The sequence below is a fragment of the Agreia sp. Leaf244 genome, assembly GCF_001422695.1.
GTDB lineage: Bacteria > Actinomycetota > Actinomycetes > Actinomycetales > Microbacteriaceae > Agreia.
Genome location: NZ_LMLX01000002.1, coordinates 536796 through 553391, shown reverse-complemented (window position 1 = coordinate 553391; position 16596 = coordinate 536796). Strand labels below are relative to the sequence as shown.

Annotated in this window: 13 protein-coding genes; 2 read left to right on the top strand and 11 right to left on the bottom strand. The window is 68.4% G+C overall.

From position 1 onward, the window contains the following. Position 1: 1 nt before the first annotated feature. The 3 genes from ASF06_RS07425 to purS are packed head-to-tail and all read right to left on the bottom strand — an operon-like array spanning position 2 to position 1873. Entirely contained in the window at positions 2-823 is an 822-nt protein-coding gene (locus ASF06_RS07425; RefSeq protein WP_157439111.1) for a hypothetical protein, read from the bottom strand. Between the two features lie 58 nt (positions 824-881). After that, positions 882-1580, bottom strand: coding sequence for a phosphoribosylformylglycinamidine synthase subunit PurQ (gene purQ, locus ASF06_RS07420; RefSeq protein WP_055945205.1), 699 nt, complete (start codon positions 1578-1580; stop codon positions 882-884). After that, positions 1580-1873: a phosphoribosylformylglycinamidine synthase subunit PurS gene (gene purS, locus ASF06_RS07415; RefSeq protein ID WP_055945204.1), complete on the bottom strand. Its 294-nt coding sequence runs from the start codon at positions 1871-1873 to the stop codon at positions 1580-1582. The genes purQ and purS overlap by 1 nt, the downstream gene beginning before the upstream one ends. Positions 1874-2019: 146 nt before the next feature. Between purS and ASF06_RS07410 the strand changes: the two genes are divergently transcribed. Then, positions 2020-3621, top strand: coding sequence for a long-chain-fatty-acid--CoA ligase (locus tag ASF06_RS07410; RefSeq protein WP_055945203.1), 1602 nt, complete (start codon positions 2020-2022; stop codon positions 3619-3621). A 309-nt stretch (positions 3622-3930) separates the two neighbouring features. Here the strand turns inward: ASF06_RS07410 and ASF06_RS20195 are convergent, their stop codons facing one another. The 8 genes from ASF06_RS20195 to ASF06_RS07370 all read right to left on the bottom strand — a co-directional run bounded on the left by ASF06_RS20195 (position 3931) and on the right by ASF06_RS07370 (position 14035). Then, positions 3931-4527, bottom strand: coding sequence for a DUF222 domain-containing protein (locus ASF06_RS20195; RefSeq protein ID WP_442853930.1), 597 nt, complete (start codon positions 4525-4527; stop codon positions 3931-3933). A gap of 200 nt (positions 4528-4727) precedes the next feature. Next, on the bottom strand, positions 4728-5858 hold a 1131-nt coding region (locus tag ASF06_RS07400; RefSeq protein ID WP_235500932.1), incomplete at its 3' end, for a DUF222 domain-containing protein. Positions 5859-6436: 578 nt separating this feature from the next. Beyond that, entirely contained in the window at positions 6437-7330 is an 894-nt protein-coding gene (locus tag ASF06_RS07395) for a VOC family protein (protein ID WP_055945195.1), read from the bottom strand. Between the two features lie 65 nt (positions 7331-7395). Further along, the gene (locus ASF06_RS07390) at positions 7396-10080 is read right to left on the bottom strand and encodes a hypothetical protein (protein ID WP_157439110.1); all 2685 of its coding nucleotides are present in this window, start codon (positions 10078-10080) and stop codon (positions 7396-7398) included. Continuing rightward, entirely contained in the window at positions 10077-10979 is a 903-nt protein-coding gene (locus ASF06_RS07385; protein WP_055945189.1) for a hypothetical protein, read from the bottom strand. Before ASF06_RS07385 ends, ASF06_RS07390 begins: the two co-directional genes overlap by 4 nt. After that, entirely contained in the window at positions 10976-11800 is an 825-nt protein-coding gene (locus ASF06_RS07380) for a heme ABC transporter ATP-binding protein (RefSeq protein WP_055946290.1), read from the bottom strand. Before ASF06_RS07380 ends, ASF06_RS07385 begins: the two co-directional genes overlap by 4 nt. Further along, complete coding sequence (locus ASF06_RS07375) at positions 11800-12849, bottom strand: FecCD family ABC transporter permease (protein ID WP_055946288.1); 1050 nt, start codon at positions 12847-12849, stop codon at positions 11800-11802. The genes ASF06_RS07380 and ASF06_RS07375 overlap by 1 nt, the downstream gene beginning before the upstream one ends. 64 nt (positions 12850-12913) lie before the next feature. Then, the gene (locus ASF06_RS07370; RefSeq protein WP_055945186.1) at positions 12914-14035 is read right to left on the bottom strand and encodes a heme/hemin ABC transporter substrate-binding protein; all 1122 of its coding nucleotides are present in this window, start codon (positions 14033-14035) and stop codon (positions 12914-12916) included. A gap of 183 nt (positions 14036-14218) precedes the next feature. On the opposite strand from ASF06_RS07370, the gene ASF06_RS07365 reads away from it, so the two are divergent. Continuing rightward, on the top strand, positions 14219-16456 hold the full coding sequence (locus tag ASF06_RS07365; RefSeq protein WP_055945183.1) for a cell wall-binding repeat-containing protein: 2238 nt from the start codon (positions 14219-14221) through the stop codon (positions 16454-16456). Positions 16457-16596: the final 140 nt, after the last annotated feature.

The window sequence follows — 16596 nt, the reverse complement described above, 5'->3', positions numbered from 1 at the left end:
GTCAGCTCGTGAGCAGAACCGTGCTCGATCGCCACTCGTGGCTGTCTACGCTCACCTGCCACACGACCGTCACCGCGTGCGGCCCTGTCTCAGGTGTCGTGTTCACGACGAAGGTGCGCTGGGCATCCGAGGCCGCGTCCAGTGTCGCGTCGACCGGCTGGTCTCCCTGCCACGCGTAGATCGTCTCGGGCGAACCCACCAGCGATCGTCCGTCGGCCGGATCCGCGACCGCGAACGAGATAGCGACGGGGGATGCCGGGTCGTAGGCGGCCTCGCCGGTCTGGTCTTCGGGCCCGGCGGCTGGATTGATCCACGAGTAGACGGACTCACCGGTCGGCGGCACGCCGGCGTCGTCGATGCGCAGACCGGAGTCGGTCTGTCGCACGATCCACGCGTCGGCCGCGTCGGCGGTCGCGCCGCTCACCACGGTGATCGCTCCCTCCGGCCCCTCTGCCGCGACCAGCTGCGCGGAGGCGAGCTCGGTCGCTTCGACGGCGGTGACGGTGCCACCGGTCGCCGCCAGCTGTTCGTACGTGTCGACGGAGCCGTAGAAGGCCTGCGATTCTGGCGACAGCAGGGGCCAGCTCGTCTGAGAGTCACCCGCGGCGATGGCGTCGAGATAGTCCCGGGCGAGCGCGATCTCGGGCGTCTCCGCGGTTGTCTCGGCAGGGGCCGGAGTGGAAGCCGGCGTCGCGCTTCCCGCCGGATCGGCCGTGCTCGACGGCGTGCTCGGCGAGGCCGAGCATCCGACGAGGGCCATCGAACCGATCAGCGAGATGGCGCCGAGAAGGGTCACGGTCTGAGTACTTCGTCGAGTAGTCATGCTTCGACGCTATCGTGCTGGCTGACCCCCGTTCGGGGGTACGGAGTGAACTCGGAGGCTACGCGCGAGCGAGCAGGCCCTCGAGCGCCGACGTGAAGAACGTGAGGCCGTCTACTCCCGAGCGCATCGCATCCGGGGTGTCGGGGCCGAAGCCGGGCTCGACCGCGTGCTCGGGGTGAGGCATGAGGCCCACGACGTTGCCGCGGGCGTTTGTGATGCCTGCGATGTCGTTGAGCGAACCGTTGGGGTTCACGTCGAGGTAGCGGAAGACCACGTGGCCCTCGCCCTCGAGGCGCTCGAGTTCGGCGGTCGAGGCGATGAATCCACCCTCGCCGTTCTTGAGCGGGATGGTGATCTCTTGGCGATCGGTGAAGCCGTTGGTCCAGTCGGTCGACGTGTTCTCGACGCCCAGGCGCTGGTCGCGGCAGATGAAGGAGCCGTGGTCGTTGCGGATGAGACCGCCGGGCAGCAGGTGCGCCTCGGTGAGCATCTGGAAGCCGTTGCAGATTCCGAGCACGGGCACACCGCGCTCTGCCGCCTGGATGACCTCGGCCATGATCGGGGAGTGGCTGGCGATGGCGCCGCAACGCAGGTAGTCGCCGTAGCTGAAGCCGCCGGGCAGCACGATGGCGTCGACGCCGTCGAGGTCGTGGGTGCCATGCCACAGCGCGACGGGTTCGGCGCCGGCGAGGCGCACCGCGCGCTGGGCGTCGCGGTCGTCGAGCGAGCCGGGGAAGGTGACGACGCCGATGCGCATCAGACGGAGGCTCCGGCTGCGACCTCGGATGCGCCGTCGGCGGGAGACTCGACGACGTGGATGCCGACGACGTCTTCGATGACCGAGTTCGAGAGCATCTCGTCGGCCAGGGTCGCGACCTCGGCGAGCACGGCATCGCTGACCTCGCCCTCGACGGCGAGCTCGAAGCGCTTGCCGACTCGAACCGACGTGAACTGCGACTGGCCGAGGCGTGTGAGGGCACCGAGCACGGCCTTGCCCTGGGGATCGAGAAGTTCGGCCTTGGGCATGACCTCGACGACGATTGTGGGCACCGGAGAACTCTTTTCGAGAAGTGACGGGTGGATTCGCCCCCAGTCTAAACGCTGGGCATCGGCTTCACGCCCGAGCGCTCCACTTGGCAGGCGGGCCGCCCGACCGTAGCCTCGGAGTCTGAGGTCAATGACGACTGGAGATCGTGATGAGTGAACCCGTGAGCCCCGCCGCAGCAGCCACCCCGACGGGGTACGCCACCGTCTCGGTGGCCGCCATCCTCGCCGAGACGGCCGGGCGCCGGCCCGACAAGACGGCCCTGATCGTGGGGGAGCAGAGCATCAGCTACTCCACGCTGTGGGAGGAGACGCTCGCCTATGCAGGAGCCCTCCGCGATCGAGGGGTCGGCCGAGGCGACCCCGTCGCCATCCTGATACCGAACGTGCCCGACTTTCCCCGTGTCTATTACGCCCTCCTGGCGCTCGGCGCGATCGTCGTGCCGATTCATGCGCTGCTGAAGGCCGAGGAGATCGCGTTCGTGCTGCGCGACAGCGGGGCCACCCTGCTCGTGTGCTCGGCTCCGCTTCTCGGCGAGGGTGCGAAGGGGGCGGCACTCGCGGGCGTCGATGTGGTGTCGCTCATGATGCCGCCGCACTCGGGCGATGAGCCGTTGGATGCCGTGGGTTTCGATCGCCTGGAGGATCTCGCCGCGCAGACGGTGCCGCCCGAGACCTACGTGGCCTGCGCCCCGGGCGACACGGCGACCATTCTCTACACGAGTGGAACGACGGGGTCGCCGAAGGGCGCCGAGGGCAGCCACTTCTCCCTGGTCGAGCAGACAAGCACGCTGCTGCTCGACACCTTCGACATGACGAGCGACGACGTGCTGCTCGGCTGCCTGCCGCTCTTTCACACCTTCGGCCAGACGTGTGTGCTCAACACCGGATTCCGTGCGGGCGCCACAATCGTGCTGATGCCGAAGTTCGACGGCGCCGGCGCGATCGAGCTCATCAAGCGGCACGGCTGCACGATCTTCTTCGGGGTGCCCACCATGTACATGGTGATCCTGGCCGCCGCCGGAACCGAGCCCGTCGACACGAAGCTGCGTTACGGCATCTCGGGCGGTGCCGCGATTCCGGTGGCCATCATCGACAGGTTCACGCAGCTCTTCGGCGTCGACATCCACGAGGGCTACGGCCTCACCGAGACCTCTCCGGTCGCCAGCTTCAACCAGCGCGGGGTCACCCCGCGGCCCGGAACGATCGGCACGCCGATCTGGGGCGTGGATGTCGAGATCGCCCGAGCCGAGAACGACGATGCGATCGAGCTGCTTCCTCGGGGGGAGCTCGGCGAACTGGTGATCAGGGGCCACAACCTCATGAAGGGCTACCTGCACCGCGAGGAGGACACGGCCCGGTCGGTGGTCGACGGATGGTTCCGCACCGGCGACCTCGGAACGAAGGACGACGACGGCTACCTTCGCATTCTCGACCGCAAGAAGGACATGATCCTGCGCAACGGCTACAACGTGTACCCCCGCGAGGTCGAGGAGGTGCTCGCCGGGCATCCGGATGTCTCGATGGCGGCCGTGTACGGAATCCCCCACGAGGTGCATGGTCAGGAGGTCGTAGCGGCGGTGGTGCTGGTTGCCGGAGCGACCGCGACCGGCGCGGAGCTGGTGGCGTTCGCGGAGAAGCACGTCGCGGCATACAAGTATCCGCGGGAAGTCGCGATCGTGGAGGCCCTGCCGATGGGGCCGAGCGGAAAGGTGCTGAAGAGAGAGCTGGTGGCGCGCCACGACGTGCGCTGAACGAGTAGCCCCGTTCCCTGGCCATTTCGTTCCCTGGCCATTTCGTTCCCTGACCCTTCCGTTCCCTGACCCTGTCGTTCCCAGACCATTTCGTTCCCTGAGCCTGTCGAAGGGCGTCTCGACAAGCTCGACGAACGGGGTGTCGATGGGTCTGGCGTCTCGACAAGCTCGACGAACGGGGGGGGGGGATGGGTCTGACGTCTCGACAGGCTCGATGAACGCGGTGTCGAAGGGGGTCTCGACAAGCTCGACGAACGGGGGGGCATGGGTCTGGCGTCTCGACAGGCTCGATGAACGGGGTTACTGGGGTCACCAGGGTCTGCCTGTTCGTTGGTGTCCGGCGGGCCTCGGTGATCGGTTCGGGTCTTGCCAGCTCGGTGGTCTGACGTGCGGTCTGCCGTGGATCATCACGAGTTGCCATGCCGAGGTGTGGATCGTGGAGTGGTGGAACGGACACAGTAACGCCAAGTTGTCGATGTCGGTCCGTCCGGGCGGATAGTCCTCACTCACCCACGGGGTCACGTGGTGGGCCTGGCACCGTGAGGGTGGCGCGGTGCAGCCGGGGATGACGCATCCTCCGTCGCGGGCGGCCAGTGCTCTGCGTTGCCTTCGGGTGGCCAACCGTTTCGTCTTGCCGTGATGCAGGACCTCGCCATGGTCACCGAAGACAGTGGTGATCGTGTCGCCATGGCAGCGGAGCTGGTCCACCGTGCTGATGGGGATGGGTTGGGTGCTGCCGTCGATCCACGCGGCCCCGCGCCCGGATTCGAGGTCGTCGAAGGTGACGTGCACGTTCACGGTCGGTGCCGCCCCGTTCAGCAGCGACGCTGCCGGCGAGACGGCGGCCATTTCGAGGAGGGTCATGACCGCGTCGAGGAGCTTCTGCTCCGCCGTGCGCGAGTCGATAATGGTGTGGTCGTCTGGGGTGCCGCTCTTCGCTCCTGAGGTCTGTCGCGAAGGATCGTTCGTCAGCGGGCCGTTTTCTTCGTCTCGGGTGACGCCCTGATTGCCGGTGATGCCTGAACCGGCATGACCGAGACCGGTTGCCTCCGGGCCCGCCGCCTGTGGTGGCGGATTCGGTGTGTCGGGCGTGCGCGGGCTGAGGNAGCGGCCATTTCGAGGAGGGTCATGACCGCGTCGAGGAGCTTCTGCTCCGCCGTGCGCGAGTCGATAATGGTGTGGTCGTCTGGGGTGCCGCTCTTCGCTCCTGAGGTCTGTCGCGAAGGATCGTTCGTCAGCGGGCCGTTTTCTTCGTCTCCGGCGATGCCCTGATTGCCGGTGATGCCTGCACCTGTATGACCGAGATCGGTCGCGTCTTGGCTTGCCGTGCGTGGTGGCGCATTTGGTGTGTCGAGGGTGCGCGGGCTGAGGATCGAGTCGACCGCGGCGAGGAACACCCCCAGTTGCAACGGTGGGAGCGCGTACCTGCCGCGGGCTATGCCGTCTGCTCCAATTTTCGGGTAGCTGAACCCGCGGAGCGACTGCTTGACGGCGTCGCGGGGTTCGGCTCCGTCGGGGTCGAGGTGTTCCCGGATGCGGATCGCGAGCCGGCCGATCTCCTCGACGGTGTACCGCCTCGGTGCTCTCCACAACGCATCCGCGTCGCCTGTGCCGCCGCCCGCGTCGACACCCGCATCCGCGTCGGTACCGGCGTCGGGGTCGGATGCGACATCGGGGTCGGTATCGGCTGCCGCGTCTGCGATGGTGGCGATCGCGGCGGCGACCAGATACCGTTCGGCCCGATCGGTGTCATCCGACCAGCCCGTACGGTTCACCACCTCGGACAGCGTTCTGCAGATCACCGCGGCCGTATCCACACCGACCCGGCCGGCGAAGAACGCCTCCTCCACGACCGGGAAGAAACTCGGATTCGGGGTTCCCGAGATCGAGATCGACGACCGCAACCGCTGGCCCAGGCTGATGCGGGTCGCCGCAGTGCGCTCCGAGACGTTCGTGGTCGCGGCAAGGAGCTTTCGCGCAGACGCAAAGCCGTGACGGTAGGCCAGACCGGCCGTGTCGAGTTCACGGCGGGACTCGTTCGCGACTTCCGCAGCCACCCAGGTTCGGGCCGCGTCACCGGCGCGACCGATCGCCTCCCAAGCGTGGGCCGCTTCGAGCAAGGCGTCACCGGAATCGGCGCCCGGCCCGGCACCGGCAGACACGGCTGCGCGGTTCTGGTCAAGGAGCTCACGGAGGCGCTCGGCGATGTCGCCGAGGGATGCGTCGTGGAGGTCCATACGCGAAGTCAAACAGTAGCCACTGACATTGGGTCGGGGAGCGCATCCGAGGCATGATCAGGGGATATGGGTGTGGATAACTTGGCCAGAACGGGGCTGTGGAGGAAAGGAGCGAGGCGAGCTCGGGCGGCCCTTCGACAGGCTCAGGGAACGGGTGGCCCTTCGACAAGCTCAGGGAACGGCGGCCCTTCGACAAGCTCAGGGAACGGGTGGCCCTTCGACAAGCTCAGGGAGCGGGGCCCTTCGACGGGCTCAGGGAACGGGGGGGGGGGGGGGGGGGGGGGGGGGGGGGGGGGGGGGGGTCGATACGCGCTGCTCGTGCCTCGCGAGCGCTACTCGACCGGCGCATGAGGCGTGGTGGGGCGGGACCCCTTCGATAGGCTCAGGGAACGGAGCCCCCCTTCTACAGGCTCAGGGAACGGATTCCCCCCTTCGGCGGGATCAGGGAACGGAGCTCCCCCTCGGCGGGCTCAGGGAACGGAGCCCCCCCCTCGGCGGGCTCAGGGAGCGGAGCCCCACTTCGACAGGCTCAGGGAACGGCCCCCGTCTCTACAGGCTCTACTCGCGAGGTGACGCAGCTACTCGGCCGACGGCGGCGCCGCCACAGGCGCCGGCACGATCCGGATTTGGTTGTCCCACGGGTCGGCGACCATGAGCGAGCGTCCGTCGTCGCGGGTCTGCAGTCCGTAGTGCCCGAGCCGCTCGCCGACCTGTCCGACCTCGTCAGACGTGGGGACCACGATCTCCACGAGCCCCAGTCCGAGCGCGAGCGGTCGTCGCCCTGCGCCCTTCGACTGCCACACGTTCATCGCCATGTGGTGGTGGTAGCCACCCGCCGAGACGAACAGCGCCGAGTCGCCGAAGGCCGTCGTCGTCTCGAATCCGAGCTTGTCGACGTAGAACTCCTTGGCCGAGGCCACGTCTCCAACAGAGAGGTGCACATGCCCCACGAGAGCGCCCCCGACACGCGGGTCGTCGACCAGCTCGGGGGTCACGTGCTGCTGCAGAAACGCGTTCGGGTCGAGATACACGGTGCCCATCTCGATCTGCCCGTGCGCCCAGCTCCACTCGGTGCGCGCGCGGTCCCAGTAGAGCTCCACGCCGTTGCCCTCGGGGTCGGTGAAGTAGAAGGCCTTCGATACGAGGTGGTCGGCGCTGCCCGTGAACGTTCCGGGCGCGTGGCGGGCCACCGAATACAGGGCGGCAGCCAGCGCCGCCTCCGTCTCGAACAGAATGGCCGTGTGGTACAGACCCGCCGACCGGGGCGCGGCGTGCTTCAGCTCGGGCGCGTGCTGCAGGATGACAGCGGGCACGCCGCCCCGCCCGAGCACGGCCACGTCGCCCTCCTGGCTCTGCAGCTCGAGCGCGACCGCGTCACGGTAGTACGCGATCATCCCGTCGAGGTCGCCGACGCGAAGCGTGACGGCGCCCATTCCGGTCTGGGCCGACAAGAGGTCGTTGCGTGTGCTCATGCCCTCTACAACTACACCATCGAGCGCGATATTCCTTGTACCTACAAGTAATGGCCACGCAAGAATCATCGAGATCGCAGCAGGTGTCCGGATGCGATCAGGCCGCCCGTAGGAACGGTCACGACGAGCAGAACCCCGGCCGCGGCGAGCAGGATGACCAGCAGCAGAACAACGGGCCCGGGATCCGAGGTGCTGCCGGCCTGCTGCTGAACGACGACGACCTGGGAGGAGCCGGCCGCCTGCGCCATCGAGGCGGGAACGGCCTCGGCCACGGGTGGCAGCGAAGGAGCGCGCAGGGCGCGCGGAGCCGTCAGTGCCGTCTGGGCGACCGAAGCGGCCGTCGACTCGGGCTGGATCGCCGATGCGGGCGGCGAGCACTCGGGGCTGTCGAAGCACACGGTCATCGGCAGTGCGGTCTTGTTCGCATCGACGCTTCCCCCTGAGCTGTACCAGTAGGCGGCTTGGCCGGTGAGGGCCTGGAAGTCCACGAAGTCCTGGGGGAACGATCCCCATCCGGCCTCATCGGTCTTCTGCGCCACACCGGTGGCGGGGATGCTCACCCGCACCCCGTCGTACGCCGGCGTCACGACGAAACCCGCCGCCGTCACATCCACCGAGGGCAGCGTCGCCAGCGTCACGACCGTGTCGCTGAGCGGAACCCACTTCGACATGTCGTCCATGTCGGTGCCGTAGCCGCCGAGAGTGGCGGTGAGCGTGCCCACGCCGTTCGCCACGAGCAGCCGCGGGTCGCTCACGTAGAAGAAGGTCATGCCGCTGTAGTAGGCCACCGTGAAGTCGCCATCCCACTGGATGTCGGCGTTGTCGGAGCCGGGGTCGACCCGCCCGACGCCTTGGCTCAGCACGACCTGATGGTTGCTGAACGTCTTCGTGGTGGGGGAGCCGAGGGGAGCTCCGGACGGCGAGGTCTTGAGCCCCGCCCAGGTCGCCGGAGCGAACGACCCGTCGGCCTGCTGCTTCTCGATGGCGACGTTGCCCTCGGACTGCTTCCACGACGACTCGGGAAGGGTCGTTCCGTGCCCGCCGGTGTCGGTGACCTTGCCGGCCGAGAATAAGTTGACCGTTCCGGGGGCGAAGGCCGAGTTGTTGCTCTCGTTGTTGACGCCCCAGCGGAAGGTGGCGTAGCTGACGTCGTGCAGGCCCTGCTGGTCGGGTGTGATCGAGAAGAACACGGCGGCCGGCTTCGACGAGCCGTCGTCGTCGACGAACAGCAGCGAGTAGTCGCCGGGCCCGAGTGCAGGGAGCGTCAGCTCGGCCGATGCGATTCCACCGGCCACGGTGAATGAGCCCAGGTAGACGGCGCCCGGGAAGAGCCAGACCTCCCCGGTGCGCGAGGCGCCGGGCCAGGGCAGATCGAGCTCGAGCGTCTGGTTCGAGGCGATGGATGCCGGCACGCCGGTCGCCGACGACGTCTCGTCGATGGCATGGCCGGCTTTCACCGCCGCGCGGATGGCGGCGACTCCGTCGAAGGCCGGCGCCACCGACCCGAGTACGTACGGATCGACCGTGAGTCGCGCCACGTCGGAGACGGCGGAGCCGGCCGGATTGCTCGCCGTGGCCCGGAAGAGCGCTCCGCTGTCGGACAGGCCGACGGAGGCGAGCGACAGCGTCGCGGCACCGTCTCCCACGGCGGTCCACGTCTCGCCCTCGTCGTCGCTGCGCTCCCACTGGTACGTGAGGGGAGCGCTGCCGCGAGCCTCGATCGCGAAGGAGGTGCCGAGGCGCGCGCTCGTTCGCGCATCCACCGGCTGTGTCTCGACGCTCGGAGCCGTGACCACCGGCGCCACGGAATCGAACGACACCTCGATGGGCAGCGGCCTCTTGAAACCGTCGGTGCTCAGCCCGCTCGAGTACCAGTACGACGACTGTCCCGTGAGCAGCTGGTAGTCGACGTAGCTCTGCGGAAACGACCCCCAGGCCGAACCCGAGCGCACCTGCGGAGACGCCGACTCGGGCAGCTCGACCTCCACGCCGTCGTAGTCGGGAGTCGCGATCAGTCCGCTCTCGGTGACATCGACGCCGGTGAGGGTCGCGATCGTCACCTCGCGGGTGGGCAGCTGCTCGAAGACGTCGGGGTCGTCCATGCTCGTGCCGTAGCCGCTGAGTGTTGCGGTGACGGAGCCGACCCCAGCCGTCACCGAGAGGTGCGGATCGGAGACGGAGAACTGGGTCATGCCGCTGTAGAACGCGACCGTGAACGAGCCGCTCCAGGCGATGTCCGCGTCGTCGGATGCGGCGTCGAGGGTTCCTCCGCCGCTCGAGATCGCCACGCGGTGATCGCTGAAGCGCCCGCTCGTGGGGCTCGGGATCGGCTCGCCCGTCGGCGTGGTCGTGAGCCCGGCCCAGGTCGCCGTGGCGTAGGTGCCGTCGGCGCTCTTCTTCTGAATCGTGACGTCGCCGGAGGTCGCCGCCCACTCGGACTCGGAGATCGTGTCGGCGCCGCTCGTCTTCGGGGCCACCCCCGCAGACATGACGTTGTAGGTTCCCGGAGCGAAGGCGCGGTTGTTCGCCTCGTTGCTGATGCCCCAGGCGAAAACGGCGTCGTCGACGGTGAACGAGTCGGCGCTCGCGGGCAGTGCCCCGAACGCCAGCAGCGCGCCGGCCGCGAGGCTCGTGACGGCCGCCCCTGCGACCGCACTCGCCGCACGTCGCCGGGCATCCGCGCCCGCCGGGCGCATCCGCTGCCGGTCGTCGGGGCGCGCATCACTCGAACGGGCGCGGATGCCCCTCACTTCGCCTCCTGAGCGGCGGCGGCGGGGGCGGAAGCCGCCGCCAGCAGCGCGCGCTGGCGCTTGCGTCCCGACAGCACCGCCCACACCAGGAACGCGATCGACAGCACGACGAGCGCTCCCACGCCGATGATGACACCGGTGATGAGCGGGATGAGCTGCGCGGTGGAGTCGGCGGCTGCCACGACGGCGGGCTGCGTCACGTAGCTCGTGGTGGTGGGAACCGGGGTGGCCGCCTCCGCGGCGGCAGGCGCCTCGGCGACGGGTGCTGCGACGGCCGCAGCCGGATCCGAGCCGTAGAGATCGGTGAACGCGATCGGCGTGAAGGTCTCGTTGTTCGCGTTCGGAACGCCGTGGGCACCGATCGTGATGATGCCGCACTGCACCTCGGTGCAGTCCACCTCGGAGGCCGCCCCCGAGCGGTCGAGCGAGGTGAACGTGGCCCCGGGAATCTGGAGCGTCGCCGAGAACGTGCCGTCGCTCGCCAGGATGCCTCCGTTCGCCGCGTATTCGGTCGAGCTGCCCGGGAACGACACGAACGAGGCGTAGCCCACGGGGTTCGATTCGTCGTCGGGAACGTAGCGGTAGTCGGTGCCCGTCGAGCCGCCCTGACTCGGCTGCCAGCCGTCGCCATCCACCCACCCGAACAACACGTAGACCCCGCCGAAGCCGTTGACGATCGACTGGAAGCCAGACCCGGTCAGCTGCAGCTCGGTGAGATACGTCGGATCGGCGACGCCGGTCAGGTCGGGTCGACCCGCGACGCTGACAGACACGGATGCGCCCGCGGCCTGCACGGGATCGGCCGGCGCGAGCGAGGCCAGCGGTGCCACGACGAGACCTGTGGCGAGGGCCGCGGTTGCGATCAGTCCGGTCGCTCGAATTCGGGAGCGGAGGGTCATGAGGAGGCCTTTCGGGGGAGCGCGATGCGGGAGCGCGCAGTGGCGCGCACGGGAAGGATGATGGTGGCGCCGTTCTCGGGGTGCGTGATGACCTCGACCGGCTGGGCGTAGACGTCGGAGATGCGCTCGACCGTGAGCACCTCGCGGGGCGAGCCCTGGGCCACGATGCGGCCCGAGCTGAGCAGTGCGATGCGGTCGGCATAGGCGGCGGCGAGGTTGAGGTCGTGCAGCACCACGATCACGGCGTCGCCCGCATGGGCGCGCTCGCGGGCGAGCCGCAGCACGTCCTCCTGGTGCCGCAGGTCGAGGGCGGCCGTCGGCTCGTCGAGCAGCAGGATGCCGGTGCGTTGCGCCAGCACGCGGGCGAACGCACTGCGGGCCCTCTCGCCGCCCGACAGCGAGGGAACCTGTCGATGCCGGAAACGCTCGATGTCGGTGAGTCGGATCGCCTCGTCGACTGCCTCCTCGTCGTCGTGGTCGAAGGGTGTGCGCTGCCAAGGCGCACGACCCATTTCGACCACCTGCTCGACCGTGAACGGAAAGAACACGCCGTTCTCCTGCAGCAGTACGGCGCGCTGCTGCGACAACTCCTTCAGCTTCCAGTCGTCGAGAGGGCGTCCGGCGATCTCGATCGTTCCACGGGTTCGCGGCTGGTCTCCCGTCAGGGCGGCGAGAAGCGTCGACTTGCCGGCGCCGTTGGGGCCGATGAGCGCCACGATCTCCCCCGAGAAGACCCGGATCGATGCGTCGGCGAGGATCTGCCTGCCGTCGATCTCGACCGACACGCCCCGAGCATCCAGAGCAACGCTCGCCTCGCGCATCAGCCCCACCCGCCCGCACTGCGGCGCGCACGGCGCAGCAGCCAGAAGAAGAAGGGACCGCCGACCAGCGATGTGAGCATGCCGATCGGCAGGTCGGCCATGGGAACGGCGGTGCGGGCCACGAGGTCGGCCGTGAGCAGCAGCAGCGCTCCGCCGAGCACGCTGGCCACGAGGAGCGGGCGGTGCGCCGGGCCGATGATCATGCGCATGAGGTGGGGGATCACGAGGCCGACGAACGCGATGATGCCCGCGAACGAGACGGCGGCGGCCACCAGCAGCGCGGTCACGACGATGGCCACGATGCGCAGCCCCTCGACGTTGACCCCGAGGTGTCGGGCGCTGCGCTCGCCGAGCGAGAGCAGGTCGAGCCTGCGCGAGATCACGAACGCGACGATCACGCCGACGACGATGAGTGGCAGCACGATCCAGAACTGCTGCCAGCGTGAGCCGTTGAGGCTGCCGAGCTGCCAGAACACGATCTGCTCGCGCGCCGCCTGGTCGCCGAGAAACGTCATGAGGGCGAGGCCCGCGCCGGTGAATGCGTTGACGGCGATGCCCGTGAGCACGAGGGTCACGACCTCCGTCTTTCCGCCTGACCGGCTCATGAAGTAGACGACGAAGGTGGCGGCGAGGCCGGTGATGAAGGCGGCGACGGCAATGGTCCACTCGCCGAAGAACGCCCATCCGAAAACGATGGTGGCGGATGCGCCGAGCGCGGCCCCCGAGGAGACACCGATCACGCCGGGGTCGGCCAGCGGATTGCCGAACACGGCCTGCATCAGCAGTCCGGCGGCGGCCAGCGCCGCGCCGATCACGATCGACATGGCCACGCGGGGGAACCGGATGGTCCAGAGCGCGCTCTCGCCGTTCGGATGCGCGGGGAGCGGCCCGATCTCGAGCCCGACCGCGTGCATGATCGAGCCGAACACCTCGGCCGGAGACACGTAGAGCTGGCCCGTTCCCGCCGACACGAGCGCCATGACCGCCAGGGCGAGAGCGAGCCCCGTGATCAGCAGCACCCGGCGTCGGGCGGTGACGGTGCGCGGCATGGGATCGGCGGAGGCCTCTGGCGAGGGCCGGTCGGTGCGGGTCGCGTCGTCGACGGCGGTCACGCTACTCGGCCTTCGTCGGGGCGTAGATGGCGCGGGCGAGGGCGTCGAGAACCGCGGGGCTGCGCGGACCGAAGCTCAGCACCTCGGTATCGCTCATGTCGACGATGCGCCGGTGCTGGCCGGCGGGGGTCTCGGCCACGGCCGGGATGCGTTCGAGTAGGCCGTCGACGCCGTCGACCGATTCGAGTCCCTTGGTCATCATGAGGATGAGGTCGGGCGACGCATCGACCATGGCCTCAGCCGTCATCGGCCTCATGCCCTGCCAGCCGATCTCGGTGGCCACGTCGACGCCGCCGAGGCTCGTGATCAGCGAATCGGTGCCCGAGCCCGTTCCGAAGATGTAATAGATACCCGCGTTTCCGCGCACGTACAGGAACATGATGCGCAGCTTGTCGGCCTCGTTCTTCGGGGCGATCGCCGCGATGTCGGCCACGGTCTGAGCCGTCTCGTCCTGCAGGCGGTCCGCGAGCATCCGGCCCTGTTCGGGCACGCCGAGCGCGGCGGCGACGGCCGTGACGATGTCGCCGGTGTTCTCGAGGCTGCGGGTAGGGGTCATCACCACCACGGGGATGCCGGACTCGCGCATCTGCAGCACGACGTCCCACGGTCCGATCGACGAGTCGGTGAGGATGACGGTGGGTTCGAGCGCGAGAATGGCCTCGCCGTTGAGCTCGTGACCGTTCTGCGTGACGAGCGGCAGGTCCTTCGCCTCGTCGAAGCCGGTCGACGTGTCGCGCCCCACGACGTTGTCGCCGAGGCCGAGTCCGTAGACCGTGGCGGCGAGCGAGCCGTACAGGTCGAGAGCGAGGATGCGCGAGGTGTCGGTGATCGTGACCGGAGTGCCCTGGTTGTCGGTGACGGTCACGGGCAGCTGCGAGACGACGTCGTCGGCGACCGGGTCGATGGCCGTGTCGGTCAGGCAGGCGGTGGATGCGCCGACCGTCTCGCGGGGTGCGTCGGCGACGGCGAGTTCGGCCAGCGGGGTGGTCGATGCCGCGCAGGATGCCTCGCCCGATTCCGCCCCGGACGCGCCGGCCGAGCAGCCGGTCAGTGCCACCGCGAGCACGATCACCGAGCCGAGAAAGAGTCGGGGGATGCGCCGGGAGCGTGCGGTGGAGGACATGGTTGAGCGTCTTTTCGAACGAGGGAGGAGAGGGGTGTATCAACAAGCAGTCTACGAAAGTTAATTAGGAATACCTAACCTAATTAAGGCTAAGCTAACTCCGATCGAGCGCCTCGATTATGACGATGCCTCGATATCTCTCTGCGCGTGCCCTGCGCCTGATCCCACAATTCCGGAGTTGTCGTGAAATTCAGAACCTCTCGCCGCCCTCGTGCGGCACTGGCCGCGGCGGCCATCGTCGCCGTCGGCCTCTCGACCTTCGCGGCGCTGCCCGCGTCCGCCGCCGAGCTCGATGTCAGTGACGCAGTCCTGACCTGGGGCGTGACCAACGAGGCCAACAGCGGCGCCTTCTTCGGCGGCTGCAACTTCCTGTCGGCCGGCGTGGCCGGAAACACCGGTTCCTCGCGCGTCTGGACCGAGTCGGACGGCTTCTACTCCGCCTCAGCGGGCAACGTGGAGATCGTCAAGCCGAACGCTGCGGGCGACGGGACGACGAACCCCACCTGGGGAACGAAGTGCCAGAGCCCTGCGGGAACCAACGTGAACACCTCTGCGACGAGCTGGTCCGACACGAAGGTCACGATCTCGGCGGGCAGCGGGCACGTCGATCCTGCAACGGGAGAGGCGAGCATCCAATGGGATGGCGACTTCTCGGTCGTCTTCTACGGCGGTCTCACCTACTGGACCGCCAGCGACCCGCTCCTCACCGTCGATGCGGAGGGAAACGGAACGCTCACCGCGACGGCGTCGGGATATGGCGCCAGCATGCAGGACACGAACGTCTGGGAGACCATCGCTCCCCGTGAGATCACCCTGGCGAACCTCACCGGTGTAGTCGTGGACGAAGACGGATTCACGGTCACGCCCGACTACCTGGGCGTCTCCGCGCCGGCCGACGCGGGCCAGGTCGCCCCGTCGTCGTCGAACAGCGCGTACTGGGGGTCGTTCCCGAGCGACTTCGTCGACTTCCAGTTCCTGACCGGCCAGTCGTCGTACTGGTTCAGCAGCGGACTCTCGTCTGACGTCAAGAAGCCGGCCCTTCCTGTGACCGTGGGATACACGGCCACGGCCACGGCTCCGACCCCGACCGTGGTCGTCTCCAAGACGAACAACATCGACCCGCTCGGCGAGGTCGTCACGGTCAGAGGCACCGGATTCCTTCCCAGCGGCGCCGCGACCACGGGCACTCGCCCGCCGCTCGCCGGAAAGTTCACGGGTGTCTATGTCGGGTTCGGCAAGTACGCCGACGTCTGGCAGCCGACGGCCAGCGCAGCGTCATCCGCCCGCAGCAACTCCGACGTCAAGTGGGCCGTCTCCGCTGAGGACATCGCCACGATCGGCGGGGCAGGGGCTGGAGCCATCGAGGTCAAGCCCGACGGAACATTCGAGGCGACACTCCTCATCAAGAACAACTACGCTGGCGCTCCAGCCACGGGAAACTACGGCGTCTACACCTACCCGGGTGGTGGAGCGAAGTACGCCCCGTTCGAGACCTACACACCGATCGACTTCGCGCCGGCGAGCCGCATCGAGGGTGCGACCCGCTACGACGTCGCCGTCGGCATCTCCCAGAAGGCGTATCCCACGACGGCGAGCACCGTCTACGTCGTCACCGGAGAGAACTACCCCGACGCCCTCAGCGCAGCTCCGGCCGCGGTCAAGGAGAAGGCGCCGCTTCTTCTGACGACGAAGTCGTCCATCCCCGCGTCCGTCACAACGGAGATCCAGCGGCTCAAGCCGTCGAAGATCGTCGTTGTGGGTGGCCCCAACTCGGTGTCGGATGCGGTCCTCTCCCAGCTCGACACCCTTGCGACCGGTGACGCCGTGCGCATCTCCGGCGCCGACCGGTACGAAGCGTCGCGCAACGTCGTCGACTATGCATTCGGTGAGTCCGGGGCGACCCTCGCCTACGTCTCCACCGGCCAGAACTTACCTGATGCACTGTCGGCCAGCGCCGCCGGTGGCGCGGTCGGAGCACCCGTTGTTCTCGTGAACGGCACGGCTGCGGTGGCGGACGCTGCGACGAAGAAGGCTTTGACCGAGCTGGGCGTCACGAGCGTGAAGATCGCGGGCGGACCGAACTCCGTGTCGCCCTCCATCGAGGCATCGCTCGCAGCTTCCGACCGCACGGTCACGCGTCTGTCGGGCGCCGATCGTTTCGAGGCCTCGGCGAACATCAACAAGGACGCCTTCACCTCGAGCAAGCGCGCGTTCATCGCCACGGGATACAACTTCCCGGATGCGCTGGCGGGCGCGGCATACGCCGGCGCGGTCGGAGCTCCGCTCTACGTCGTGCCGACCACGTGCGTTCCGGCCCAGGTGATTGCCGATCTCGCAACCCTCGGGGTCGACCAGGTCACGCTGCTGGGTGGGCCGAACTCGTTGACCTCGGCCGTGGAGAAGCTCACAGCCTGCGTCTGATCCGCCGCTGACGAGCTCAGCCCGTGCACCCCACAACGGGAGGTGCACGGGCTGAGCTTTTGTCGTTTGTGAACAACAGGTTTCGTTTCGGGGTGTTCGTTGACTGCGATGGTCGGGTCGCGTTTGCTGGGAGTCACCCC

Coding starts and splice junctions, on each gene's coding strand:
- ASF06_RS07370 (WP_055945186.1), bottom strand. CDS start 14,035: ATGTCCTCCACCGCACGCTCCCGGCGCATCCCCCGACTCTTTCTCGGC.
- ASF06_RS07380 (WP_055946290.1), bottom strand. CDS start 11,800: ATGCGCGAGGCGAGCGTTGCTCTGGATGCTCGGGGCGTGTCGGTCGAG.
- purQ (WP_055945205.1), bottom strand. CDS start 1,580: ATGCGCATCGGCGTCGTCACCTTCCCCGGCTCGCTCGACGACCGCGAC.
- ASF06_RS07385 (WP_055945189.1), bottom strand. CDS start 10,979: ATGACCCTCCGCTCCCGAATTCGAGCGACCGGACTGATCGCAACCGCG.
- ASF06_RS07375 (WP_055946288.1), bottom strand. CDS start 12,849: ATGCCGCGCACCGTCACCGCCCGACGCCGGGTGCTGCTGATCACGGGG.
- ASF06_RS07410 (WP_055945203.1), top strand. CDS start 2,020: ATGAGTGAACCCGTGAGCCCCGCCGCAGCAGCCACCCCGACGGGGTAC.
- ASF06_RS07395 (WP_055945195.1), bottom strand. CDS start 7,330: ATGAGCACACGCAACGACCTCTTGTCGGCCCAGACCGGAATGGGCGCC.
- ASF06_RS07425 (WP_157439111.1), bottom strand. CDS start 823: ATGACTACTCGACGAAGTACTCAGACCGTGACCCTTCTCGGCGCCATC.